The organism is Methylovorus sp. SPW-M1 (assembly GCF_053848825.1).
Genome location: NZ_CM132626.1, coordinates 614101 through 637850, shown reverse-complemented (window position 1 = coordinate 637850; position 23750 = coordinate 614101). Strand labels below are relative to the sequence as shown.

General features: G+C 52.8%; 22 protein-coding genes. 13 read left to right on the top strand and 9 right to left on the bottom strand.

Annotated features, from left to right (window positions below; genetic code table 11):
* Window positions 1-5: 5 nt before the first annotated feature.
* Both ACWWD9_RS02925 and ACWWD9_RS02920 read right to left on the bottom strand, forming a co-directional pair.
* Window positions 6-1526, bottom strand: coding sequence for an OprO/OprP family phosphate-selective porin (locus ACWWD9_RS02925; RefSeq protein WP_455867673.1), 1521 nt, complete (start codon window positions 1524-1526; stop codon window positions 6-8).
* Window positions 1527-1656: 130 nt separating this feature from the next.
* Window positions 1657-1992: a winged helix-turn-helix domain-containing protein gene (locus ACWWD9_RS02920; protein ID WP_455867672.1), complete on the bottom strand. Its 336-nt coding sequence runs from the start codon at window positions 1990-1992 to the stop codon at window positions 1657-1659.
* Between the two features lie 159 nt (window positions 1993-2151).
* On the opposite strand from ACWWD9_RS02920, the gene moaA reads away from it, so the two are divergent.
* The 4 genes from moaA to moeA are packed head-to-tail and all read left to right on the top strand — an operon-like array spanning window position 2152 to window position 5643.
* On the top strand, window positions 2152-3162 hold the full coding sequence (gene moaA, locus ACWWD9_RS02915; RefSeq protein ID WP_455867671.1) for a GTP 3',8-cyclase MoaA: 1011 nt from the start codon (window positions 2152-2154) through the stop codon (window positions 3160-3162).
* 49 nt (window positions 3163-3211) lie between these two features.
* Window positions 3212-3790 carry a molybdenum cofactor guanylyltransferase MobA gene (gene mobA, locus ACWWD9_RS02910; RefSeq protein ID WP_013443056.1) on the top strand — a complete coding sequence of 193 codons (579 nt, stop codon included), beginning with the start codon at window positions 3212-3214 and terminating at the stop codon, window positions 3788-3790.
* 3 nt (window positions 3791-3793) lie between these two features.
* Window positions 3794-4339 (top strand): molybdopterin-guanine dinucleotide biosynthesis protein B, encoded by a 546-nt coding sequence (gene mobB, locus ACWWD9_RS02905; protein ID WP_013443057.1) that lies wholly within the window; start codon window positions 3794-3796, stop codon window positions 4337-4339.
* Between the two features lie 23 nt (window positions 4340-4362).
* Window positions 4363-5643, top strand: a complete 1281-nt coding sequence (moeA, locus tag ACWWD9_RS02900) for a molybdopterin molybdotransferase MoeA (RefSeq protein WP_455867670.1) — start codon at window positions 4363-4365, stop codon at window positions 5641-5643.
* Between the two features lie 41 nt (window positions 5644-5684).
* On the opposite strand, the gene ACWWD9_RS02895 is transcribed toward moeA, so the two are convergent.
* Window positions 5685-6068, bottom strand: a complete 384-nt coding sequence (locus ACWWD9_RS02895) for a VOC family protein (protein ID WP_013443059.1) — start codon at window positions 6066-6068, stop codon at window positions 5685-5687.
* 185 nt (window positions 6069-6253) lie between these two features.
* Here ACWWD9_RS02895 and ACWWD9_RS02890 point away from each other — a divergent pair, with 185 nt between their 5' ends.
* Window positions 6254-8368: a TonB-dependent receptor family protein gene (locus ACWWD9_RS02890; RefSeq protein WP_455867669.1), complete on the top strand. Its 2115-nt coding sequence runs from the start codon at window positions 6254-6256 to the stop codon at window positions 8366-8368.
* Between the two features lie 224 nt (window positions 8369-8592).
* Window positions 8593-9414, top strand: a complete 822-nt coding sequence (locus tag ACWWD9_RS02885) for a quinoprotein dehydrogenase-associated SoxYZ-like carrier (protein ID WP_013443061.1) — start codon at window positions 8593-8595, stop codon at window positions 9412-9414.
* 82 nt (window positions 9415-9496) lie between these two features.
* Here the strand turns inward: ACWWD9_RS02885 and ACWWD9_RS02880 are convergent, their stop codons facing one another.
* Window positions 9497-10024 carry a cytochrome b gene (locus ACWWD9_RS02880; protein WP_015830872.1) on the bottom strand — a complete coding sequence of 176 codons (528 nt, stop codon included), beginning with the start codon at window positions 10022-10024 and terminating at the stop codon, window positions 9497-9499.
* A gap of 259 nt (window positions 10025-10283) precedes the next feature.
* Here ACWWD9_RS02880 and ACWWD9_RS02875 point away from each other — a divergent pair, with 259 nt between their 5' ends.
* The 6 genes from ACWWD9_RS02875 to lplT all read left to right on the top strand — a co-directional run bounded on the left by ACWWD9_RS02875 (window position 10284) and on the right by lplT (window position 16801).
* A complete protein-coding gene (locus tag ACWWD9_RS02875) occupies window positions 10284-11195 on the top strand; it encodes a quinoprotein relay system zinc metallohydrolase 2 (protein WP_455867668.1) in 912 nt (303 codons plus the stop codon).
* A 158-nt stretch (window positions 11196-11353) separates the two neighbouring features.
* A complete protein-coding gene (locus ACWWD9_RS02870) occupies window positions 11354-12127 on the top strand; it encodes an energy transducer TonB (protein WP_455867667.1) in 774 nt (257 codons plus the stop codon).
* A gap of 2 nt (window positions 12128-12129) precedes the next feature.
* Window positions 12130-13596, top strand: coding sequence for a sensor histidine kinase (locus ACWWD9_RS02865; protein ID WP_013443066.1), 1467 nt, complete (start codon window positions 12130-12132; stop codon window positions 13594-13596).
* A 95-nt stretch (window positions 13597-13691) separates the two neighbouring features.
* Complete coding sequence (locus ACWWD9_RS02860) at window positions 13692-14144, top strand: peroxiredoxin (protein ID WP_015830876.1); 453 nt, start codon at window positions 13692-13694, stop codon at window positions 14142-14144.
* 35 nt (window positions 14145-14179) lie between these two features.
* Complete coding sequence (locus ACWWD9_RS02855; protein WP_015830877.1) at window positions 14180-15577, top strand: PhoH family protein; 1398 nt, start codon at window positions 14180-14182, stop codon at window positions 15575-15577.
* A 60-nt stretch (window positions 15578-15637) separates the two neighbouring features.
* Entirely contained in the window at window positions 15638-16801 is a 1164-nt protein-coding gene (gene lplT, locus ACWWD9_RS02850) for a lysophospholipid transporter LplT (RefSeq protein ID WP_013443069.1), read from the top strand.
* Between the two features lie 93 nt (window positions 16802-16894).
* On the opposite strand, the gene ACWWD9_RS02845 is transcribed toward lplT, so the two are convergent.
* From ACWWD9_RS02845 to ACWWD9_RS02825, 5 genes are all read right to left on the bottom strand, one after another.
* The gene (locus tag ACWWD9_RS02845) at window positions 16895-18235 is read right to left on the bottom strand and encodes an NAD(P)/FAD-dependent oxidoreductase (protein WP_013443070.1); all 1341 of its coding nucleotides are present in this window, start codon (window positions 18233-18235) and stop codon (window positions 16895-16897) included.
* 21 nt (window positions 18236-18256) lie between these two features.
* Complete coding sequence (locus tag ACWWD9_RS02840; protein WP_015830878.1) at window positions 18257-18796, bottom strand: c-type cytochrome; 540 nt, start codon at window positions 18794-18796, stop codon at window positions 18257-18259.
* A gap of 125 nt (window positions 18797-18921) precedes the next feature.
* Window positions 18922-19428, bottom strand: coding sequence for a c-type cytochrome (locus ACWWD9_RS02835; RefSeq protein ID WP_015830879.1), 507 nt, complete (start codon window positions 19426-19428; stop codon window positions 18922-18924).
* A 123-nt stretch (window positions 19429-19551) separates the two neighbouring features.
* A complete protein-coding gene (locus ACWWD9_RS02830; RefSeq protein WP_013443073.1) occupies window positions 19552-20466 on the bottom strand; it encodes a substrate-binding domain-containing protein in 915 nt (304 codons plus the stop codon).
* Window positions 20467-20600: 134 nt separating this feature from the next.
* Window positions 20601-22478 (bottom strand): methanol/ethanol family PQQ-dependent dehydrogenase, encoded by a 1878-nt coding sequence (locus tag ACWWD9_RS02825; protein WP_455867666.1) that lies wholly within the window; start codon window positions 22476-22478, stop codon window positions 20601-20603.
* A 278-nt stretch (window positions 22479-22756) separates the two neighbouring features.
* Here ACWWD9_RS02825 and pip point away from each other — a divergent pair, with 278 nt between their 5' ends.
* Window positions 22757-23707: a prolyl aminopeptidase gene (pip, locus tag ACWWD9_RS02820; protein WP_455867665.1), complete on the top strand. Its 951-nt coding sequence runs from the start codon at window positions 22757-22759 to the stop codon at window positions 23705-23707.
* Window positions 23708-23750 lie beyond the last annotated feature (43 nt).

Genomic DNA, 23750 nt, shown 5'->3' with positions numbered 1-23750 from the left:
TGAAATTAGAAATCGTATTGCGCGCGCATGACCATGGCGCTTTCCTGATCACTACGCTTGCCATTCACCAGCACCGGGGTATCAAAATCGGTATGGATGTAATTCAGCATCATGCGGGCATTGGGGGTCATGATCCACTTCAGGCCTGCCGTCCATGAATCGGCCTCCGCGGTATAAATGTTGGTAGAAGTGTTGGCCAGCATGTTTTTGAAATCCGAAGCGTCAAATTTGCTGTAGCGAACGCCAACTTCCCAGGCCCCCCAACCATCTTTGCCCATGGCCATGTTGTTTTTGGGTTTGATACGCCCAAAAACACCGCCTTTGTAGCTGTCGGCATACGACTCTCCCGTCAGCATCCAGGTGGCATTGATATACCAGGCCTTGATGTCATTATCGAAATTGCCGAGAGGCGCAGTGAGTTTGGTGCCCTCAAAATTGGTACGGATATATTCAGACTGCAATTTGATGGGGCCATAAGTAAGCGCGGTTTCCAGCCCGGCACGCCTGCGATCTGCATGCCCCAACTGGATGCCGGACACACTGAAAAACTGAACCCCGTTAGCTTCGGTGGACTGATTAATGGCTTGGGTAAATGCCGTCGAGGCTGGCGTGGTGGCCGGTGACAAACTACCGTCACTGAAAGAGGCGCCAATATGAATGACGGCGTTGTCTATATTCCAGAGCTTGGCCAGGTTGGCATTGACGCGCCCCCCAACATCCTTTGTATTATCGACCTTGGTCGCTGGCGTATTTCCCGTACTGTTAATTTCGTCGTCGTTCTGCCCGGTACCATTCACGACATAGGCGTTGTAATTAAGCCATGGCAAAGGATCGCCAAACACCATGACGCCGCGGTCATAGGTCGAGTTAAAGGAGGATCCATTATTGGTGGCGAGCGAAAGCTCGGTAAAGTCAGTGAAATTGGTGCCATAGGCACGCTCGAGCCCAAAAAACGGCTTGAATTGACCAATACGAATACGGGCCTGTTTCCACCAGTTGATATCCAGATACCCGTAGGTAAGCGCTGTAGTTCCACGTGAGCCATCCGTGGCGTTGGCATACTCGCCTTCGATGCGCACGGCATAGTCTTTCAGGAAGGTAAATGTGCCGCCAAAACGCGCACGCCGAATACTGAACGTATCTTTTCTCCAGTCATTTTCCTCATAGTCGCGGTAATCCATTTGGACCCGCCCATTGATCTGCAACTTCCAGTTGCCACTGGCATCATCAAACACCAGGCCATCCTTGAATGCTGCATAGACGGGGCTTCCCTCGCTCTTGCCTTTTTCTTCGGTTTTGGCGATTTTGGATTGGCTGATCTGGTTTTCAATGCCGACCAGCTCTTTGGTGAGCATCTCAATTTGCTTGTCTTGCTCAGCGCGTTGCTGCTGCATTTGCTGCATCATCTGTTCAAGCTGGCGAATGCGGGTTTCCGGATCCACCTCAGCCGCCATTAGCGCAGGGGCAAGTGTGGAGAAAAGACTGGCTACCATGAAAGAAATCGTGCGTCGTTTGTACGTTTGCATGTTGACTCTCCCTGAATGTATTTATAAGAAATTAGGTACAGCATCATACTATCGCTATTTCCATTCGGGAATAGCGATTCGTATTGGAACAGCACTTCAACTACCGCAGACTATCTTGTTACCCCTCTACTTAAACGGCAAAATCCATGAGTTGCTGTAACTCGGCAACCGCTGCCAGCTCACTTTTGCGCACCAGCTCTTCATAGCATCGAAGAATATGAAAACCGAATTCCGTAACTTTGGCGCCGCCGCCATTCGCGCCCCCCATGGCGGTTTCCACCAGCGGCAATCGATAACAGGCATTCATCGCATCCACCAGCTGCCAGGCACGGCGATAGGACATTTTCATGGCTTTTGCCGCGCCTGAAATGGATCCGGTGGATTCAATCGCACGCAGCAGATCGGCCTTGCCTGGGCCCATGGCAGTGACATTGCCGTGGGAAATCCGGATTTTTAACTTGGGCATAGGCGTGATCTCCGTTTTTTGCGTTTAATCATTATGAGCATAATGCCAAATTCGTGGTCCAACATCATAACTCCCGGTGCCGCATTGCGTCGTTTTGCATTGTGCTGACGGGGGTAAAGTCTTAAAATTCAAGGTCTCGCTGCAAGGCACTGGCATTTTATGGGTAAACAGCTGCACATTCCGGACGCATTGATAGACCAGTTTGGTCGCAAGGTGGACTATATACGCCTGTCGATCACGGATCGCTGTGATTTTCGTTGCGTCTACTGCATGGCAGAAGACATGACCTTCCTGCCTCGCGATGAAGTGCTGAGTCTGGAAGAATGTGCCCGCCTGGTCAAAATTTTCGTGCAGATGGGGGTTAGCAAAGTGCGCATTACCGGTGGTGAGCCGCTAGTGCGTAAAAATGCCCAATGGCTGTTTGAAGAAATCGGCCATCTACCCGGCTTGAAAGAACTGGTAGTCACGACCAATGGTTCACAACTCGAACATCAGGCTGCCGCATTGCGCCAGGCGGGTGTCAAACGCATCAACATCAGTGTGGATAGCCTGAATGCTGACCGTTTTCGCCAGATCACCCGTGTCGGCGACCTGAACAAAGTACTGCGAGGCATTCAGGCAGCGAAGGACGCCGGCTTCGACAATATCAAACTCAACAGCGTGATCATGCGCGGCGTCAACGATGATGAAGCCCTTGATCTGTTGCGCTTTGCCATTGACCAACAGATTGATATTTCCTATATCGAAGAGATGCCATTGGGCGCAGTCGATCATGCGCGCGGCGATACCTATGTGAGCAATGCCGAAACCTTGAAACGGCTGCAGCAGCATTACTCGATGATCAGCAGCACCGAAAGCACCGGCGGCCCGGCCCGCTACTGGCGGATTCCAGGTACAGCAACGCGCGTGGGGTTCATTTCGCCCCACAGCCATAATTTCTGTGAGTCCTGTAACCGGGTGCGCATTACCTGCAAGGGCGAACTTTACCTGTGCCTCGGGCAAGACCATATGGTGGAACTGATGCCCTTGCTACGCGAGCATCCCCACGATGACCAACCGGTGGTGGATGCGATTGTGAACAGCATGCAGATCAAACCTAAGGGTCATGACTTTGATCTGGCACGCGCACAACCCGCCGTTGTGCGCTTCATGTCGGTTACCGGCGGCTAAGCGCCAACCGGCTTTTATCTGAAGAATAACTAAACAGGGAAACTTAATTATGTCCATTACCGCAGTTGTACTGGCCGGGGGCAAAGGTCGTCGCATGGGTGGTGTCGACAAAGGCATGGTCGAATTTCTCGGCAAGCCGATGGTGGCGCATGTCATCGAGCGTCTGCGTTCGCAAACGCCGGAAATTCTGATCAATGCCAACCGCGAAATTGAACGCTATGCGGCGTTCGGTTTCCCCGTGATTCAGGATGACATTCCAGACTATGCCGGCCCGCTGGCAGGCTTGCACAAGGCCATGACCACCACCGAATCCGCCTACATCCTCACCGTGCCCTGCGATGCGCCATTGCTGCCCCGCAACCTGCTGGCCAAGCTGATGGATAGCATGATGGCGCATGATGCAGATATTGCCATAGCCAAAACCGGCATGCAGGCACATCCGGTCATCAGCCTCTGTCGTCGCGCCCTGTTGCCCAGCCTGACAAAATACCTGCAAGAAGGCGGTCGCAAGGTGGATACCTGGCAGCAAGGGCACGAAGTCGTGGAAGTCCAATTCAGCCAGCATCCGCTGGCATTCAGCAACATCAACACCAGCGATGAGTTGCTGACCCTGGAACAGGCAGCCTGAGCCATGCCCAATGTTGCCGCCCATCACCAGCGCCCCAGACTTCTGGGCTTTTGCGCACAGGCGAGCGGCAGCGGCAAAACTACCCTGCTCACCGCCCTGATACCGGTGCTGATCGCCCGTGGCTTGCGTATTTCCGTCATCAAGCATGCCCACCATCAGTTTGATATTGACCATCCAGGCAAGGATAGCTATCGCTTGCGCGAAGCTGGCGCCGTGCAAACACTGGTCGGCTCCAGCCGTCGCTGGGCACTGATCACCGAGCTGGAGCGGGCGGGCAAGCCTGAGCCTGAACTGTTTGAGCTGGTCGATCATATCGACCCTACCATGTGCGATCTGGTACTTGTCGAAGGCTTCAAGCTGGCGAATATCCCCAAGATCGAAATTCACCGCCCTTCTCTCGGGCATCCACTGCTGGCAGATCAGGATCACAGCATTATTGCCATTGCCAGCGATGTGCCTTTTGAACATACCCTGCGCGTGCTTGACCTCAATCAGCCTGCCGAGATCGCCGACTACATACGTCTGTGGCTATCGACCACCCCTCATTAATTTCACTTTAGCGCCCATCCAAGATGTCCGAAAAACCCCTCGCAGACCTTGCCCGTAGCCCCAGCTGTGCCGATGACTACGACCCCAACTCCATGTCCGTTGAAAAGGCGCGCGACTATATCAGGCGTTACCTCAGCCCGGTAAGTGAAATAGAAACCCTGCCCGTACGGGAAAGCCTGGGCCGCATTCTGGCTGCCAGCATTAGCTCGCCCGTGAATGTCCCCAACCATGACAACTCCGCCATGGATGGCTATGCCGTGCGCACAGCGGACAGTCAAAGCGAGGGCGAAACCCGCCTCAAGATTGTCGGCACGGCCTATGCCGGCCAGCCCTGGGCAGGCAGCCTGCAAGCGGGGGAATGCGTACGCATCATGACTGGCGCAGTGATACCGGCAGGTGCCGATGCCGTCATCATGCAAGAGCGCGTGGTGCAGGAGGGTGACACCATGCGGCATGCTGAGCAGCCCAAACCCGGCAGCAATATCCGTCTTGCCGGGGAAGATCTGCGCGCAGGTGAAGTAGTATTGCCGCAGGGGCATCTCATGCACAGTGCCGACCTGGGTTTGATAGCCTCGCTGGGGATTGGCGAAGTCAGTGTCTATCGCCGTCTCAAAGTCGCTTTTTTCTCCACCGGCGATGAGCTGGTCAGTGTCGGCCAAGCCTTGCAGGCAGGACAAATATACGACAGCAATCGCTACACCCTGCACGGCATGCTCACCCGCATGGGGGTCGAGATCATCGATCTGGGCGCCATCAAGGATGACCCGCAGGTGCTGGAGCAGGTGCTGACCAAGGCGGCGGCGGAAGCCGATGTGGTCATTACCAGCGGTGGGGTTTCCGTGGGCGAGGCCGACTACATGAAACAATTGCTGCAAAAGCTGGGCTCGGTGCTGTTCTGGAAAATCGCCATGAAACCCGGCCGCCCGCTGGCGTACGGCAAAATTGGTAGCGCGCATTATTTCGGCTTGCCTGGCAATCCGGTCGCTGTCATGGTGACCTTTTACCAGTTTGTGCGCGAAGCCATGCTGGTGCTGATGGGGCAAGCATCGCCGCCGCCATTGCCCATGCTGCAGGCCATTTGTGTGGAAGAGATACGCAAAGCCAAAGGCCGCACCGAGTTTCAGCGCGGCATTTTATTTGCCGATGCAGATGGTACCTGGAAAGTCAAAACCACAGGCGCGCAAGGCTCAGGCATGCTGAGCTCCATGTCGCGCGCCAATTGCTTTATTGTGCTGGATGAAGACACGGGCAACCTGCCCGCGAATCAACTGGTCAGAGTACAGTTGCTGGAAGGCATTATTTAACATTCACTATCAGGCTGGCCTATCCAAGGGCCAGCCCGGCGTTAACTCTCGTCGAAGTTAAACTCAACGCCGTTGCCAAACGGATCCTTGAAAAAAATCTGCCTGACATTGGTCGCCTTGACGACGCGGCTGCCAAACTGAACGCCATGGGCCTGAAGATGTTGCTCCATGGCGGCATAATCCGTGCAGGTAAAAGCCACATGATCAAACGTGGTTTGCACATTCAACGCGGGTTCCACCCCCTCTTTCACTTCCGACAAATGCAGCACGTCTTTGGCACCGGCATATAACCAGTAGCCAAAGCTGCTGAGCCCAGGACGCTCGCCCAGGGTCAAGCCCACCACCCTGGTGTAAAAGTCGAGCAACACTGCCATCTGCTCGCGCGTCGCCCGCAAGTTGTAATGATTAAATCCGGTAACGGCCACAAGATGTCCTTTTTGGTAGGTCAGGCTGAATATTCTACACCTCCAGGGGCACCGCCTGCTTGGCCCATACACCATGCACTGCAGCCACGAATCATAATGAAGATTCATGATTATCCTGATGCGCTCAAACCACCGAATGTACTATGCTCCGCCCATTACAAAAATTAACTTCTCAAGGGAGCATCATGTTCATCCGAAAAACACTGCCATACGCCGTTTTGAGCGCATGCGCCTTTGCCCAACCCGGCATGGCCGCTGAAACTACCGATACTGGTCACGAAGAGCGCATTTCCATCTTGGCCCCCATCGTGGTCACCGCCACCCGTCAAGCGCAGGATAGTTTTGACCTGCCGGTGGCGATTGATGTCGTTGAAAAAGAAAACATACAGGACGGTCAGGCCCGCATGACGCTGTCAGAAAGCCTGATCCGCGTCCCCGGCATCAGCGCGCAAAACCGCACGCAGATGGCGCAAGACCCGCAAATCTCCACCCGTGGCTTTGGCGCCCGCTCATCGTTTGGTGTGCGTGGCGTGCGTGTGTACGTTGATGGCATTCCGCTGACCATGCCCGATGGCCAGGGCCAGCCAGGCAATGTGGATCTTGATATTGTCCAGGGCGTAGAAGTGTTACGCGGCCCATTCTCCGCCCTGTATGGCAACTCCTCCGGTGGCGTGATCCAGATGCTGACAGAAGACGCGGCCAAAACACCTGAAGTTTCTGCGGGTGTGGTGTTTGGCAGTTATGGCACCAGCAAGGAAAGCGTGCGGGCATCTGGTACTTCGGAAGGCATTGAGTATCTGGTGAACTATTCCAATTACGAATCTGATGGCTATCGCGACCACAGCGCCAGCAGCAAAAAACAAGGCACCGCCAAATTCAAGATCAACCTCAATGAAGACACCAAGCTGACTACACTGGTTAACTGGTTTGATCAGGATGCACAGGATCCAGGTGGTTTAACGCGCAATGCCTCGGCCACCGAGCCCTCAGCATTTAACGACCCCAAGAGTGTGAGCAGTGCAACGCTGCGCTCTAACACACGCGTCTCTCGCAGTAACACTCAGGTCGGCTTTAACCTTGAGCATACGATCAATGACAATAACTCCATTAACTTCATCAACTATGTCGGTACACGCGAAAACCTGCAGTACCTTTCTCTGAACAGTACCGGAGGCGGTCGAGCCAGTGCCATCTCCAGAGAGTTCTGGGGCAGCGAATTGCGCTGGAACAATCAGGGCTTCTTGCTTAGCAAGCCTTACACCTTGAGCGCAGGCCTGGTATACGGAAAAATGAATGATGACCGTCTGGACACGCCGACGACCAATGGCGAGAAAAGTGCGGCGGCCACGCGTAATGAAAAAAACATCGCGTCCAACTCCGACCAATACCTGCAAGGCAAATGGTCTGTGCTCGATAACCTTGACCTGCATGCTGGTCTGCGCAGAACCAAAGTATCCCTGGAGATTGATGACAAATTCATCACCAATACCAATCCAGACAATAGCGGTAGCCTGACCTACGAAAAAACCACCCCAGTGATTGGCGCTGTCTGGAAAGTAAACCCGCTGCTCAATTTCTACGCCAACTATGGCAAAGGCTTTGAAACACCTACCTTTATCGAAGTGGCCTACCTGAATAGCAACATTAACAGCACCCCCAACTTCGGCCTCAAGCCCAGTACCAGCAAGAACTTCGAAATCGGGACCAAGGCCTTCCTGTCAGACAATACGCTGCTGAATGCCACCATCTTCAAGACATTGACCGACGACGAAATCATTGCGCTGACCACCGGCACATTTGCAACTTACACCAATGCGGCAAAAACAAAACGCAATGGTGCGGAAGTTTCCATTGAGTCCAAGCTCGCACACAACATTTCGCTGTATGGCGCCTATACGCTGTTGAATGCGAAATTTGATTCGGATTATGTCGGCAATCTCGGACTGGTCAATTCAGGCAATACCATTCCTGGCACTTACCACACGCAGATATACGCCGAAGCCGCCTGGAAGCATATCGAGTCCGGTTTCCGCACCGCATTCGAAGCGCGTCACAACAGCAAGGCTTACGTCAACGATACCAATACCGATAGCGCACCGTCGTATACCATCTTCAATGTACGCGCAGGTTTTGAGCAACAGCTCAAGAGCTGGCGCTTCAGCGAGTTTGTCCGTGTTGAAAACATTTTCGACAAGGATTACATTGGTTCTGTACGGGTAAATGATGGCAACAGCCGCTTCTTTGAACCGGCAGCTGGCCGTAACTGGCTGTTGGGCCTGAACGCCAATTATCGTTTTTAATAGACGGTAAAACGACTGGGCTGGCTTAAGTAACTTCAGTCACAGACGCCATCTGCCAAAGTCGGCTAAGCTACAAGGCATCTCTATCATCGTATAGTGATGCCTTGTGTTTTTTTAAGGCTGCTACACGCAAAAACGATGCAAGCGCGACTGCCGAATGTCATCGCCATTCTTATGTCTAAGCGCTATCTATTATAAAAACAGTGTTCTAAGGAGAAGAGGCCGTGGTCAAGCATAGTGCAGGTAATTCCAACATGATGTTGGGCAAATGGGTAATGGCAGGCATGCTGCTGGCATGTAGCACGGGGGCTTGGGCCGAGGCCTCGGACAAGCTGTGGCCTGTGGTGAAGGAGGCGTTTTTTGCCAACCGCACCATCGAAGAAGTGCCCTTCATACAACTCACCGGCCCGCGTCGTGCGGAAAGTGGCGCCCAAGTACCCGTCACCCTGACGGTGAACCAGTCGCAAAGCCCGGCCGCCATCAAGAATGTGTACATCATCGTGGACGCCAACCCGATTCAGCTGGCGGCGACCTATCACCTGACGGAATTGCTTGGCAATCTGCAGCTCTCCACCCGCATCCGCATGGAAACCGACTCTTTTGTGCGCGCCATTGGCGAAACAGCGGACGGCAAGCTGTATATGTCCACCATCCAGATTCGCGCGGCGGGCGGCTGTGGTGGCTCGGTCGATGGCGATGAGGCTGCCATACGTGCAGCGTCTGGCAAGATCAAGCTGAATGTGGAATCGCCCGTGAAGTTTGGTCAGGCCACGCCCGCGACCTTTATCATCAAACATCCCATGTATACCGGCTTGCAACGCGACCTGGTTTCGCAAGGCTTCCGCCCTGCCTTCTATATCCAGAAAGCAGCATTCACATATAACAATCAGCCGGTGATGAGTGTGGATTTTGGCGTGGGCACCAGCGAAGACCCCTATTTGCGCTTTGATTTCACTCCTGCAGCACCCGGCACACTGGAAGTCCAGGCTGAAGATAACGAGGGTGCCAAGTTTTCGCAGCAGCTTGATGTCAAAAACGCCTCCTGATCATCGCAATTAACCATCAGGCCATGGCAAAGGGCAAATAAGAAAGGCGTCCTCAAGACGCCTTTTTTAATGGGATCCCCTTTTACAGCATGCGCTTCAGGGTTTCATCCTTATCCAGGAAATGATGCTTAAGAGCCCCCAATACATGCACGATAATGACCACCAGCAAGATCAGACCGATGACCTCATGCACTTCGGTAAACACATCCCGCAGCGCCTTGTCATCCAGACCAGGGATCAGGGGCAGACCGAACCACTTGACGCCGAACTTGCTGAACGCACTCATGATCAAGCCACTCACCGGTACCAGCACCATCAGCAAGTACAGCGAATGGTGCCCCGCTTGTGCCAGCTTGCGCTCCCATGCCTTCAGGGTACTCACCAAAGCAGGAGGTTTGTGGCCGATACGCCAGAAGAGGCGGAACAGCACCAGGGCAAACAGCGTAACGCCTATCGATTTATGCAGATTGAAGTAAAAGGCACGGTCTGGGGTTTCACGCGGCAGATCCGTCATGAACCAGCCGAGCGCGAACATTCCAAAAATTGTCAGCGCAATCAGCCAGTGGAGTATTTTGGCAGTCGTGGTATAGCGGGCAGCACTCATTTCCATTCTTTCTTTTGTAGGTTGGGGTTCTCGCACAAAAAACCATTGCATCCTGACCATGCAATCAAAGGCGGGTGCGCATACGCCAGCATAACAGTCGCACTGGCATTATGTGTTAAACCCGGGATTATCGGGAAAAGTTCCCTATCTTCCCAGCGCCAATTGACCATCGTCAGGCTTAATGCCAAGATGCCTGCCTGCCATGCCTTGGTGACATCTCATGTCGCCGCACGACACCGGTCATCATAACGAGGAGACTTTCAGGATGTGGCGATTTCTTCAGGGCTTGATTTTACTCGCGGTAATGCCGTATGCACAGGCAACCGCACTGACATTGACCGAAATCAGTCCAGGCGTGTATGTGCACCAGGGTGTACATGAGGACCTATCGGAAGGCTATCACGGTGACATCTGCAATATCAGTGTCGTGATAGGCAAAAACGGTGTCGCCGTCATTGATACCGGCGGCAACCTCAAGGTGGGGCAGGCCTTACATGAGGCCATACGCCAGCTGACTCCGTTGCCTATTCTGTATGTGATCAACACCCATGTGCATCCTGACCATGTTTTCGGCAACGCTGCATTTATTGCCGATCATCCGCAATTCATAGGCCATGCCAAACTGGCCGACGCGCTTGAGCGGCGCCGCGACAGCTATCTCCGCAGCAACCAGCAGTGGCAAGGCCAGGATTTTGCCGGCAGCGAAATCATCAAGCCAACGCTAGCGGTATCCGACGCGCTTGAAATTGATCTTGGTGGACGCCAGCTGGCACTCAAGGCCTACCCTCCCGCCCATACCAGTACCGACCTCACCGTTTACGACACCCTCAACCAAACCCTGTGGACGGGCGACTTGCTGTTCATTGAACGCACGCCCTCCCTCGATGGGGATATCAAGGGGTGGATTAATGCCATCAACCAGCTTAAGGAAGTCCCGGCAGCGCGTGCAGTCCCCGGCCACGGCCCGGTAAGTACCCATTGGAAAGAGGCGCTGAATGGTGAACAACGTTACCTGCAAACTCTGCTGAACGATGTGCGTGCCAGTATCAAAAAAGGCGAGGTCATGGAAAAAGCCATGGATACCGCCGCCAGCAGTGAAAAAGGCAAATGGGCGCTGTTTGATATCGTCAATCGACGAAATGTGAATATTCTTTACCCGGCACTGGAGTGGGAATGATCGTAGAACTCAGGAAGACAAGAGAAGCCATGGCAGGCAGGCTGCAGAACTCCAGTTTCTATGGCAGAATCAAGGCCTTGCCCCAGGCAAACCAATACAATAAATCATAATAACGATGGCCTCCCGGCCCCTATCTGACTATTTTTGAGCGTGTGAACTTGGCAACTTACTCACCCAGCATCTCGGTGCCCTCTTACCGGCTTCAATGGGCGCTGATTATTTCCATTGCCGTTCATGCCATCCTGATCTGGCAGTTGCCCAATCTCAAATTTGACAGCCCGCCTGAACCGCAGGTGTTACAGATTGAACTCGCCCCACCAGTCAAAAAGCAACAGGAAACGCCAGCAGAAGCGCCAGCCCCTGCGCCGGAACCCCCAAAGCCAGAGCCCGTGGTCAAGCCGGAAGTAAAACCCCAGCCCAAACCGGTGATCAAGCCCTCACCCGAGGTTGCCCCTCCCCCTGTGGAGCGCAAGCCTGACCCCAGCCCACCGGTGATGACCGCGACGCCGCAACCCGAGGCCCCGAAAGCCGAAACGGCACCTGCTCCAGCCCCAGTTGCAGCAGCCCAGCCCGCTCCAGCGGCCCCGGCTGAACCGCCGAAAGTAGCCGCGACCAGTCAGCAAGATCTGGATGCAGCCAAAAATGAATTCGGAAACAGCGTGTTTAACGTGCTGGCCAAATACAAGAAGTATCCCAACATCGCACGGCGAAACAATATGCAAGGCACCCCTGTACTGGAGCTGGAACTGGACGCCCAGGGGCACATCATCAATGGCCGCATCAAGCAGTCCGGGGGCTATGAGGTGCTGGATCGCCAGGTCCTGGATATGTATCGCCAGGCCCTTTCCTCACTGCCGATTGCTCCCTCTACCTTGCAGGGCAAGATCACCACACTGAGCATTCCCATTTCGTTTCGCCTGGAAGAACGTTAGTCATGGCAAAACCAAAATCGCTGAAAGACCTGCTGCTGATACACGAGCTTGCTTTCATCATGCTGGTTTGCCTGGCAGGGGCGGCTGGCGGTGTGGGCATTCATCTGTGGGATAAATCCTCCCATGAATCGCAACGTATCAACCTGCTGATTCAGGAAATCCAGCAAACGCGGGGGGACCTGTATCGCCAGATGAAAGAGCTGTTCGACGCTTACTTTCTCAAAGACCCACAAGCCAAGGATGAGTACGACGCCTATACCGTCTCGGTTGGGGCTCACTTCGTCAAGCTGAACAGCCTCGCCGTAGGCGACGAGGAACGCGCTGCTATCGACGAGCTCAGAAAAAGCTATGCGACCTTTATCACGGAAACCAGCACCATATTCAATCACCAGAATGAGGTTTCTGACGAGCTGATTGAAAAAACGCTGAACTCCAACCTGGAATCCGGGATTTTCCAGCGCTATGAGATTGTGTCAGCGCGGGCTGAACGCCTGCTCTCCCTGAAGCAGCAGGAGTTGCAGCAACGGCTGGATGAGTCCAAGCGCACCTCCCTCACCCTGCTGACCATCCCTATCCTGCTGGCAACATTGCTGCTGCTGTTTTCACGGGTATTTTTGAAGCGTGCCATTGTTCTGCCCATCAAGGCCTTGCTGCACGCGACCACCGAAATCAGTGCAGGCAGGCTGGAGCACAAAGCGCCTCGCAGGGGTGCGGAGGAACTGGCTACCCTGTCCGGCGCGATCAATGACATGGCCGACAAGCTGACACAAAGCCAGGATGCGCTGATTCGCACCGAGAAGCAGGCCACACTGGGCTTGCTGGTGCCCATGCTGGCGCATAACATTCGCAACCCGCTCGCCAGCATTCGTGCCTCGGCGCAGGTCGCAGACAGTGCCGAGCTGGATCAGGATACCCGTGAATCGCTGCGCGATATCATCAGCACCGTTGACCGGCTGGAACGCTGGACTGGCTCGCTGCTGTCCTATCTGCACCCCATGCAGCCGCAACCCACATTGAGCAAGCTCAGCCAGATCATTCAGGGTTCGCTCTCGCCCTTGCAACAAAAGCTGGCAGAAAAATCCATCGAACTGGAATTACCGGCGTGGGAAAAACAGGACGACAGCATTTACACCGATGAGCACTTGCTTGAACAGGCGCTGTACAACTTGTTGCTGAATGCCATCGAAGCCGTGCCTAACCACTCCAAGCTGGAAATACATGCCGACCTCAGCCGCGAAACCGTGCGCCTGATGATTGCGGATCGCGGCCCGGGCATGCCGTTCACACCAGATCCCCATGCCATCAGCCCCGGCCCTTCGACCAAGCGCTTTGGGACCGGGCTGGGCATTCCCTTCGCCTTCAAGGTATGTGATTCCTTGCTGGGGCGCATCACCTTCAGCCCACGCAAAGGCGGAGGCACCTTGATCGAGATCGAGCTGCCCCGCTTCCACCAACCCGCTGTTTCTTAACGCCTGTAAAAAATCTTTTCGATTCACCCATATCGGGCTTGCCTTATAGCGCGTTTTTAACAACAATGGAGACGTGTATATGCCACCCCATACTTATGTTGAACCAACCCGTTCCTGATTTTGAATTACCTTCGACCAGTGGGCAGTTCAAGCTTTCTGAGTTCCTCGGCAAAACCCTCATTGTTTATTTTTACCCCAAGGATGCAACGCCAGGTTGTACTACGCAAGGTATGCAATTCCGCGATCGCTACCCGGAGTTTCAAGCTCTGAACGCAGTGATTGTGGGTATCTCGCGCGACACCCTTAAATCCCACGAAAAATTCAAAGCCAAGTTCGAGTTCCCCTTCGATCTTCTGGCCGACACGGATGAATTGGCGTGTTCTCTGTTCAATGTAATCAAGATGAAAAAGATGTACGGCAAGGAAGTACGCGGCATTGAGCGCAGTACCTTTGTCATCGACAGCTCGGGCAAGCTGGTGCACGAGTGGCGCGGCGTCAAAGTGGAAGGCCATGCGGCTGAAGTACTTGATTTCATTAAATCGCTTTAACGCACACTCAATCTCAACCTGGGGAATATAAGCTCATGGCTAAAAAAAGTGTCACAAGTACCAAACTGTTTGTCCTTGATACGAACGTACTGATGCATGACCCTTCCAGCCTGTTTCGCTTTGAAGAGCATGACATTTACCTGCCCATGGTCACGCTGGAAGAGCTGGACAACAACAAAAAGGGCATGACCGAGGTTGCCCGCAATGCCCGCCAGGCGAGCCGTAACCTGGAAGAAATCGTAGGCACCAGCCTCAACAATCTGGATGATGGCTGTCCGCTGGCGATCAATGGCAACAAACACCTGAGCGGCCGCTTGTTCATGCAGACTTCGGCAGTGAGCATCGACCTGCCCATGCTGGCCGGTAGCAAGGCTGATAACCAGATTCTGGGCGTTGCGCTCGACCTGCAGAAAAAGCAACCTGAACGCCAGGTTATCCTGGTCAGCAAGGACATCAACATCCGCATCAAGGCCCGCGCCATTGGCGTGGCTGCAGAAGACTATTTCAACGACAAAGTACTCGAAGACACTGACCTGCTGTATACCGGCATGCGCGAACTGCCAGCCAATTTCTGGGAAAAGCACAGCAAGGAAATGGAATCGTGGCAGGATGCCGGCCGCATGTTTTACCGCATCACCGGACCGATCTGCAAAAGCCTGCTGGTGAATGAGTTTGTCTATTACGAATACGAAAAACCTTTTCATGCCATCGTCCGCAGCCAGCAAGGCAATACCGCGGTGCTGGAAGTGGTCAAGGATTACACCCAGCACAAAAACAGCATCTGGGGCATTACCGCCCGCAACCGTGAACAGAATTTCGCGCTTAACCTGCTGATGGATCCGGATGTGGACTTCATCACGCTGCTGGGCCAGGCGGGTACCGGCAAAACACTGCTCACCCTGGCTTCTGCCTTGACGCAAACGCTGGACAAGAAAATCTACAGCGAAATCATCATGACCCGCGTAACCGTGCCAGTGGGCGAAGACATTGGCTTCCTGCCAGGTACGGAAGAGGAAAAGATGGCACCATGGATGGGCGCTCTGGAGGATAATCTGGATGTGCTCAACAAATCCGACGAAGATGCCGGGGAGTGGGGCCGCGCGGCGACACAGGATCTGATACGTACCCGTATCAAGATCAAGTCGCTCAACTTTATGCGCGGACGCACCTTCCTGCACAAATTCCTCATCATTGATGAAGCGCAGAACCTGACCCCGAAACAAATGAAAACACTGATTACCCGTGCCGGCCCCGGGACCAAGGTGGTTTGTCTGGGCAATATTGCCCAGATTGATACGCCTTACCTGACAGAGGGCAGCTCTGGCCTCACCTATGTTGTCGACCGCTTCAAGGGTTGGCAGCATAATGGCCACGTTACCCTGGTACGCGGTGAACGTTCACGCTTGGCAGATTTTGCTGCCGAGGCTCTTTAGCCAGCTCTAAGCTGAAATGGAATTAGAATCGCCCGTGCTTCGGCCGGGCGACACCCTGCGATGAATCTAGGTTTTTACATCATACTGCTGGCGCAGTTTTTGTCTGCATTGGCAGACAATGCTTTGCTGTTTGCCGCCATTGCCCTGTTGCAGCAAATGCAATCCCCTGACTGGCATACGCCACTGCTGCAGGAGTTCTTTGTTATCTCCTATATTGTGCTCGCCCCCTTCGTCGGTTCCATTGCCGATGCTTTCCCCAAAGGGCGAGTGATGTTTATTTCCAACGGCATCAAATTCATAGGCACCATTGCCATGATTTTCGGTTTGCCACCGCTTTATGCCTACGGCATTGTCGGCATAGGCGCAGCTGCTTATTCGCCGGCCAAATACGGCATTCTCACTGAATTTCTCCCACCGAACATGCTGGTGAAAGCCAACGGCTGGATGGAGGGCTCTACCGTGCTTGCCATCATTCTGGGGGCGATCATCGGCGGTAAACTGGCGAGTATTGATGTACAGATGACGATGTGGATTATTACGGGCCTGTATCTGGCCGCCGCCACATTCAATATGTATATCCCCAAGCTGCCTATTGACCACAAGCTGCCCAAACGTAATCCACTGTATATCTTCAAGGATTTCTGGCACTCATTCAAAGTGTTATGGAAAGACCCCATGGGGCAAGTCTCACTGGCCGTCACGACACTTTTCTGGGGTGCTGGTGCCACGCTGCGCCTGGTTGTACTAGCCTGGGCCGCTGTAGCACTGGATTTCGGCCTGGAGCACGCCACCCAGCTTACGGCGATGGTGGCGGTGGGGATTGCTGTGGGGTCAGTGTTTGCTGCCAAGTACATCAAGCTTGAAGACTCTATCAAGGTATTGCCAGCCGGCATTCTGATGGGCTTGCTGGTGATGGCAATGGTGCTGATTCATGACTGGCGTGTCGCCAGCGGCTTGCTGTTCTTGATTGGGGCATTGAGTGGATTCTTCGTGGTGCCGCTCAACGCCTTGCTTCAGCATCGGGGGCACTTGCTCATCGGCGCAGGTCACTCCATCGCGGTGCAGAATTTCAATGAAAACCTGGGAATACTGGTACTGATCGGCGTGTATGCCCTCATGGTCAAGGCTGAGCTTTCCATTAACCTGATCGTGATTGCCTTCGGCTTATTTGTCAGCCTCAGCATGAGTGGGATCTATCGCCTCTATAAGCTGAAAACATTTTGATGCTTAGCCAATAACCAGCTGACTCACCATCAAAAGCCCAATAAAAAAGCCTCAGTTTCCTGAGGCTTTTTTATTGCTAACGGCAATCGTGCATTAATGCAGTTTGACGTGCGGCTCGGTACGACGGGTAATCATGCGTGCCAATGTCTGCAAGAACACAGTGAAGAAGCCATGCAGTGCCATCAAATGCATCTTGTAGAGCGACTGATACATAAAGCGCGCAAACATGCCTTCAATGAACAGGCTGGAACCGCCGACGGAGCCCATCAGGTTACCTACGGTCGTGTATTTGCCCAGGTTAACCAGTGAGCCATAGTCGCGGTAGGTGTACTCAGGCAGGGCCGTAGTCTTGCCTGCCACACGCTTCTTGACTGTCTTGACCAGCATGGAAGCCTGCTGGTGAGCAGACTGCGCACGCGGTGGCACGTTCTCATCATGCCCAGGCCAAGGACAGGCAGCGCAATCACCAAAGGCAAACACGTCATCATCCAGCGTGGTTTGCAAGGTGCGACGCACCACGAGCTGGTTGATACGGTTGGCCTCTAGCCCATCCAGCTGGCTCAGGAAATCCGGCGCCTTGATACCTGCCGCCCAGACCACCAGAGAAGACGGGATAAAACGCCCGCTATGGGTGTAAATGCCCTTATCGGTCACTTCGGTGACGCGCTCACCCGTGTACACATGCACGCGCAGCTTGCGCAACTCGAGCTCTACCGACTGGGAAAGACGGGGAGGCAAGGCAGGCAGCACGCGATCACTGGCTTCAATCAACGAGATTTTGACATCGCGATCTGCGTTGATCTTGTCCAGGCCGTAAGCCGCCAGCTCGCGTGTGGTGTTATGCAGCTCCGCAGCAAGTTCAACGCCGGTAGCACCAGCGCCGACGATGGCCACTTCAAGCTGCCCCGCTTGCAATGGGACATTTTGCGTATGGGCACGCACCAAGGCATTATGCAATCGCCGGTGGAAACGCTCCGCCTGATCCTGGGTATCCAACGCAATGGAATGCTCTCTTGCGCCAGCTATACCAAAGTCATTCGTCGTACTCCCGATGGCAATGATCAGCGTATCGTACTTGAAGGTGCGACGCGGGATGATTTCCACGCCATCTTCATCGTAAAAAGGCGCGATATACACTTCCTTTTTAGCACGATCCAGACCGTCCATGCTCCCCAGGCGAAAACGGAAATGATGCCAGTGCGCCTGAGCGAGATATTCCAGCTCATGCTTGTCCGGGTTCATGCTGCCTGCTGCGATCTCATGCAGCAGAGGCTTCCAGACGTGCGTACGGGTACGGTCAATCAGCGTGATTTCCGCCTTACCCTTGCGCCCCAGCTTATCTCCCAGGCGAGTAGCAAGCTCCAATCCACCTGCACCACCGCCGACAATGACGACGTGGTGCAAACCCGAACCTGACTCTACTTGCGATTGCATAAATGATGCCTTTCTTATTTGCTATGACTCGTTACCTGTCGCCGTGCCGTGGCTACGTATCCAGGCTATTATTTTTAGCAGTTCGTCCGGGGACAAACCATTCGATGGATCGGTAGGATCCATCAAGCCCTTACCTTTTGCTCCCATACCACCGTTGGTACCATGCCACACGGTTTCAAACATACCCTTATTAGTGGCATCCTTGGCGTAATTATAGTTGGGACCTGTCAGATTGGGGCCAACCTGACCTTGCGCGTCAGCACCGTGACATTGTGTGCATGAATACAGTTGGAAGAGTTTTTTACCCTTGGCGATCGCGTCTTGATTACCGATGTAGGGGTTTTTGCCTGTTGTCATAAATTCTTTGGCTTCAGCCGTATCAAACAACTCGGCTTTGATGGTGAGTGGAGAACCATCTTGAGTAGTAACAAACTTGATCATTTCACCAGATGAGGCTGCGGCTGCCTTATCACCACCGCCTGCGCTATCGCCTGATTTACCACAGCCAGCCAAACTAGCCAGCAAGATAATACCCAGAGTGCTTAGTGTAATTTTTCGCATTGATACTCTCCTCTAACGTTATTGATTTTACTCCAACAGGTATTGCTACACATAAAAAAAGCGGTCACCGCTTTTAACAATGACCGCTTTTATTTTAATTAGTGCCGAATTTTAGCGATAAGCGCTTATTCGTTACCAGTGAATGTCTTGCTGTGAGTTCTCACCCAGGCAACAATCTTCAACACTTCATCTGGTGTCAGGCCGTTTTCTGGATCGGAAGGATCCATCAAGCCTTTACCCTTGGCACCCATACCGCCGTTAGTACCGTGCCAGATCGTTTCAAACATACCCTTGTTAGTGGCGTTCTTGGCATATTTGAAGTTAGGACCATGCAAGCTTGGGCCTACAGCGCCTTCAGCCTGACCGCCGTGACATGCAGTGCATGAATACAATTGGAACAACTTCTGACCGCGCTTAGTTGCAGCTTCATTGCCAATGTAGGGGTTCTTACAGGTGTCCAGGAATTGCTTTGCTTCTGGAGTATCAAAGGCATCAGCCTTGATGTCCAGCGGCGAGCCGTCCTGAGTCGCAACCAATTTACATTCGGCGCTAGCTTGCAGTGGAAGAGTCAATCCAACCAGAGCAAGCATAGAAACAAATAACGTCGCCTTAACTACCTTATTGCCTAACATGTCATCTCCTCGTTTGAAAATAGAGCTACAGTTTGATCATGCCAAACCATGACCAACTTGTAATACGTATAACGAACAGGCGTTATGTACGGTTGACCCAAGCAACCTGATAACGCCAATTCATTATTCGAATTTCGGAATTACATCACCGCGCGTTTCGCGTTTCTTTTCAACGCTATCACCGGGAACGACATCCAGATGTGGAATACCAAAATCATCCAGAATCTTCATGATGTCCGCATGCCGACGATCCAGCACTTCCTGAATCATGGCCAGACGTTCCTTGTCTTTCTTGCGCACAGCCACTGAAATATTCCAGTACTCCTTGCCATGCACATTCGTATCTTCATACTCAGGTACTGGCACAACGACCAATGGAACTTTGGACTGTTTGGCATAATACCCACCAATTGGTCCCCAGACAATGGCGATATCAATATCGCCTTTGACCAGATCGTCAATCATGAAACTGGGCGGCAGATTCAAGTCACGTTGAATACGATAAGGACGGGCGTTTTCCATCAGACCTTTATCGTAAATTGGGCGAGATGGCGGGGTTTGACCAACCACACCAATGATGCCTTTACGCAGATCAGGGGAGTCCCAATCCGTGATATTCAGATTACTTTCCTTACGTGTAACAAAGACATAGCCCGAACGGTAATATGGCTTCGAAGTCAGCACCATATCGTTGCCGGCCACGGTACCCATAATCACATCACATCGGCGCGCATTCAATGTGTTTCTGATATAGCCCATACGGTCATACCAGAATTGATACGATAATTTTTTGCCCAGATCCTGCGCAATCAACTGGGCAATTTTATTCTCAAAACCTTCTTGCTTTGAGTTTGAATAAGGCAGGTTATCCTGGTCTGCACAAACTTTGAATTCGGTTGGATCATCAATACGGGAAGGTTCACCACCACGACCAACGTTCGGATCGACTTCCAGCGTATTTTCATCTGCAGCAAATGCACTATTTGCCAGAGCAGTGAAAAGTAAAACCAGTGATACTTTTTTGAAATTAATCAGCATTACCTTTGTCCTCGTGTCTGTTAGCGGCCTATTTTATCTTCTTATAATAATAAAAAGCACCCCGCCGAAGCGGGGTGCTTATATGACACACTAACTAACGGTTAGTTCTGTAAATATTTGAATTTCTTCAACTATTACAGGCTGAACACGTTCAGTGCACCGCCGCCAGGAGCAGCGTTGTACTTGGTCAGTTCCTTGTAGCCACCAGCAGCACCCAGTGCGTCGGTGTCATTGGTCATACCAAGGTTCATCGCTACGCCAGCCCAACCGCCGATACCGGACAGTACGCCAACGTATTGCTTACCCTTGTGGCTGTATGTGAAGGCATTGCCGATCACACCAGAACCAACTTGGAACTTCCACAACAGCTTACCAGTTTGTGCATCAACTGCCTTGAAGTCACGTTCCAGTGTACCGTAGAACACCAGGTCAGAAGCAGTAGTCAGAACACCACCCCATGACGAGAACTTCTCTTTGTTGTACCAAACTGCTTTACCCTTCAATGGATCCCAGGCTTCGAAACCGCCCATTACGCCATCTGGACCAGCAAACATGGTCAGAGTAGCGCCAACCCATGGTTGACCAGCAACGTACTTGGACTCAACTGGCTCGTAAGTCATACATACGTGGTTCAATGGGATGTACATCAGACCAGTGCGTGGCGAGTAAGCCATTGGCTGTTGGTCCTTAACACCCAGAGCTGCTGGGCAGATGCCCTTGGCATTGTAGTCTTGGTGAGTAGAAGCCTTAGGATCCTTATGAGGAACGCCGGACTTCAAGTCAACGTGGGTAGCCCAGTTGATGAAGGGGTGAGCTTTTTCAGCAACCAGCAGGGTGCCGTCAACAGCGTCAAATGTGTAGTTGAAACCGTTACGGTCAGTGTGGAATGCGTACTTCTTGCCACCCTTTTCGAACAGAACAACTTCGTTGATGCCGTCATAATCCCACTCATCGTGAGGAGTCATTTGATAACCCCACTTAGCGATACCGGTGTCCAGATCGCGAGCGAAAATAGTCATGGACCACTTGTTGTCACCAGGACGTACGTCTGGGTTCCAAACAGATGGGTTACCAGTACCGTAGTACACCAGGTTCAACTTAGGATCATATGGCCACCAGCCCCATACGGAACCGCCGCCGTGTTCCCAGCCGTTTTTAACAGCTTGTGGCTTCAACCAGGTCTTAACGCCCAGGTCTTTTTCAGGGAACTTCAGTTGGTCTTTGGACAGAGCCTTGAAAGAACCGCCTTCTTTATTACCACCGTTCACGTCTTGGTATACAGACAGAGCGCTGTAGTGTGGGTTAGCGCTGTTGAAATCAGCACCAATCAGCACTTCGCTGTCAGGACCAGTGGAGTAGGCCTTCCATGCCAGGGAGCCGTCTTTCAGGTTGTAAGCAGCGATAAAGCAGCGAACACCGAATTCAGCACCGGAGCAACCGGTCAGAACCTTGTCCTTGATAACGTGAGGAGCGTTGGTGTTAGTAGCACCGACCTTAGGATCAGTGTTCTTAACATCCCAAACCTTGGCGCCAGTCTTAGCGTCAAGAGCAACCAGCATGCCGTCGTTTTGTTGCAAGAAGATCTTGCCGTCGCCGAAGCCCAGACCGCGGCTTACGTTATCGCAGCACAGAACAGCTTGTACGGATGGGTCTTGCTTAGGGAAGTACGACCAGATGATCTTCTGGTTGTCGTTCAGGTCCAGAGCGTAAACGTTGTTTGGGAATGCAGTGTGAACGTACATCACACCGTTAATCACCAGTGGGGAGCCTTCGTGACCACGGTTAACACCGGTAGCGAATGTCCAGGCAGCCTTCAGGTTCTTAACGTTACCCTTGTTGATTTGATTCAGGGTGCTGTATGCATTGTTGTTGTGCTGACCGCGTGGGTGTGCCCAGTTGTTTGGGTTGGCCATCGCAGCCTCTTGGTCTGCAGCAGCAGAAGCAACCATAGGAAGAGCCATGCTCATACCGATTGCCACGCCCAGAGCCAATTTAATCTTGCTCATCTCCATTTTAAATCTCCATAGTTGTTACTACTAAGGGTTTAATCAAAGCGCTAACTAGATAACAGCCACCTATTTATTGTTATAGGTTTTTACGGCATATTTAGTTGTTGCTCTCACTCACCTTATAAGTGAGTTGATCCGAATATTAGATCACTCCAAAATGTTTTGCAATACTCTATTTACATTTTATTTACAATTAAGTTTTTCCCTTGTGCAGAATGAGTTTTTCCCTAAATTCCTAAATAATCATCACCAAATAAAACAAAGAGTTACCTTATACCCACATGAATAATTCGCATACTTACAATTTGTTTCCAGAAATTCTCCCGTACCGCAGTGACTGGCTAAATGTATCAGCCAGGCACCAGATCTATTTTGAGGAGTGCGGCAACCCTGCCGGCCCTGCGGTGGTATTTCTGCATGGGGGGCCAGGCAGCGGCTGCAATCCGGCGCAGCGCCGATATTTCGACCCGGCGCATTACCGCATTATTCTGCTGGACCAGCGGGGATGCGGGCGCAGCCACCCTCATGGCGGCACGGAAGAGAACACGACGGATCTGCTCGTCAGCGATATAGAGCAGCTACGCGAACACTTGGGCATTGATCGCTGGCTGGTGTTTGGCGGCTCCTGGGGTAGCACGCTGGCACTGTGTTATGCGATTGCACATCCCGACAAAGTACGTGGTCTGATATTGCGCGGCATCTTCCTCAGCCGACCATCAGAGCTCGATTGGTTTCTGGGCGATGTGAAACACTTTTACCCGGAAGCCTGGCAAAAGCTGCTAGCCTATCTGCCAGAAGAGGATCGTGGTGATGTGCTGCAGGCTTACGGCAAACTTGTCTTTAATGATGACCCCGCCATTAGCGCCCCAGCCGCCACGCGCTGGAATGCGTTTGAAGGCAGCATCATGACACTGTTGCCCGGCAAGAATGAAGGCTCGGCCAGCAATGAAGTGCAAATTGCACGTGCCAGAGTGCAGATTCACTATATAAAGTATCTGTGCTTTGTCGGCCAGCGGGATTTGCTGCAAGAGGCCAAAGCCCTGGCACACATCCCGACTGTGATTGTGCAAGGCCGCTACGACATGGTGTGCCCGCCGATTAGCGCCTATCAACTGCATGCAGCCATGCCTCATGCAGCGCTGCATATGGTGCCGGATGCCGGGCACTCCGGCATGGAAGCAGGCACGCTCTCGGCACTGGTGGCAGCCACCGAAGAGTTTAAAAAGCTGTAAGCATGACGAGCCAGCTTATACACTTGCGGCTGGCTCGTTATCT